At 57.6% G+C, this 2,028-nt stretch carries 3 protein-coding genes; all 3 read right to left on the reverse strand.

Going from position 1 to position 2,028, the window contains the following annotated elements:
• Positions 1-587: DUF3575 domain-containing protein (locus ACFO6W_RS19650; protein WP_379999593.1), on the reverse strand; the 587-nt coding region annotated here is incomplete at its 3' end.
• A gap of 94 nt (positions 588-681) precedes the next feature.
• Complete coding sequence (locus ACFO6W_RS19655) at positions 682-1,509, reverse strand: bactofilin family protein (RefSeq protein ID WP_379999595.1); 828 nt, start codon at positions 1,507-1,509, stop codon at positions 682-684.
• A gap of 84 nt (positions 1,510-1,593) precedes the next feature.
• On the reverse strand, positions 1,594-2,028 hold a 435-nt coding region (locus ACFO6W_RS19660), incomplete at its 5' end, for a thioredoxin family protein (RefSeq protein ID WP_379999597.1).

The following is a 2,028-nucleotide window of genomic DNA, read 5'->3' on the forward strand; positions in this document are numbered from 1 at the left end:
GTCGGGCCCCGGTAATGCTTCTGACCGGATTCCAGTTTCTGTCCGCAGGTGCGGCAACCATCCGGGCCTGTTCCCCCGGCGGTGTATTTTGTATAGTCCACGTACGCGTATCCGGCGCCGAGGGTAGCCTCCAGCGCCCAACGCCGGGAGAGGTTCCAACGGTACCCGACAGAGAGGCCTGCCCCGGCAAGCCAGCCCTGGTAACGGTATTCGTCTATAATCTTTGCGGTATTGAACAGGGCCCCATGAATATGCAGGCCGGCAAAGAAACCCCGGAACGACTCTTTCGTCCAGTAGCGTAATTCAGGCTGGAACAGTAGCAGCTTCAACTTTTTACCGCCTGTAAAAGTCCAGGGATTGTAGGTCAGGGGAAGATCCAGGGTCAGTTTCCTGTCCAGGCGGAACTCGCCGGCGAGGTTCAGGCTGCCGGTAGCGTCGTACAGCAGGTTCGTCTTAAGGACAGCCGACGGTACACGGACGGTATCCGGTATGTCCTGGGCCTGTACGGTACCGGCGGCCGGGATGCAAAGCAGGATAGGCAGCACCGCCGCGAATATTTTGTCCTTATAATTTCTTTTGTTCTGCATATATCCGTTATTTGTTTACCAGTGCATTTTCTTTTTCTTTACGCGGGCAGTCCGGCAGTGAAACGGGAGGGTTCCGTATACTCAATTTATACGTTCAGGTCAATAAATTTTGATCCCTGTAAACCGCCGGGGAGCATTCCAGCCCGCTGCCCATCCGGCACTGGCCCTCGAAGCGGGCGCCGGGTTCGATCTCCACAGATCCCGCTATCAGGTCGCCCTTCAGCATACAGCCTTTGCGCAGGCTGGCGATCCCGCCGGCCGTGACAGTACCCAGCACGCAGCCATGGATATCCACTGTCGCGGCGATGATATTGCCGTCTACATTCCCCCCGGGGCCCACCGTAACAGCCTTCTCACTGTAAATGCTGCCTTCCACACGCCCGTCGATGTGCAGGTCTTCACTCAGGTGCAGGTCGCCGCTGAGAACAGCCCCCGACGACAGCAGGCTCGGGTCGCCGGCTACCGGCTGCTCCCGTTTTTTTTTCTTTCCGTACAGTTCCATCGCTTTATTCCATTTTTGTGTTTCTTCATCCTGGCCGGGTGAACCGCTACGCAGGCCGCGCAACAACTCCAGATATTGGCTGTCCTTATCCAGGGGGTTCAGGCCATGCAGCAGCAGGTCATATCCCCCGCACACGATACCTGTCTCCAGCGATATCTCATTCGCGCCGACACCGGACAACTTCAACCCCGCTTTACGCAAGACCTCCACATCGCTCACTACGCAGGCAAGGTAATCGGCATAGCCCTCCTCGCTGACGCGGAAAGCCGTCTCCATATTACACAGGCTCAGCACGATGCAGGCCGAACGCTCGAAGCACATCAAAACACCGCCCAGGCGGTACAGGTAAACCATGCCTGTGTTTCCGGCTTCCCGGGCTAGTATCGCTTCCAGGCCGGGTACGGACGATTCGTCCGCCATATCCTTTTTTAATCGTAGTGCATACATCGTCGTCCTTCTTTTAGTGTGTGTAATGAACCGGAGGCCGGAGCCTGAACCCGGCTGTTACCGGCTCCGGGGCGGTAGCTGCGGCGCCAGGTACTGCTCGACGGCCTGCGCCGAGGCATCCTTGAGCAGTACATGCTTAAAGGCATCCAGCAGGTAGAGGGCCGGCAGGGCTTTCAGGTCGTATAGCTTCTTGCCGAACAGGGCCTGCCCCTTGTCATAGCTAATAATCCACGAGGGAGGCATCTGTCCGGTATGTTTCTTCCATAGGGCCAGGTCGGAATCGGGATAGACGGCCAGGATATCCAGCCGCCCGGATAGCAGCAGGCTGTTGATGACCTCAGACGAGGCCAGCGAAGCGGTCGTCTCCTTACAGGCCGGGCAATCCGGATTGTAGAAAAACAGGAGCGTGTACTCTTTAGGCAGGCCGTACAGCCTGCCCGTTTGCCCACCCGCAAGGGTATAGGTGATATCCGTTGCCTTGTCGCCGACACG

Source organism: Dysgonomonas termitidis (assembly GCF_042654545.1).
Taxonomy (GTDB): domain Bacteria; phylum Bacteroidota; class Bacteroidia; order Bacteroidales; family Dysgonomonadaceae; genus Dysgonomonas; species Dysgonomonas termitidis.

Excerpts from the sequence above, each read along its gene's own strand:
- ACFO6W_RS19655 (WP_379999595.1), bottom strand. The coding sequence starts at position 1,509 with ATGGCGGACGAATCGTCCGTACCCGGCCTGGAAGCGATACTAGCCCGG.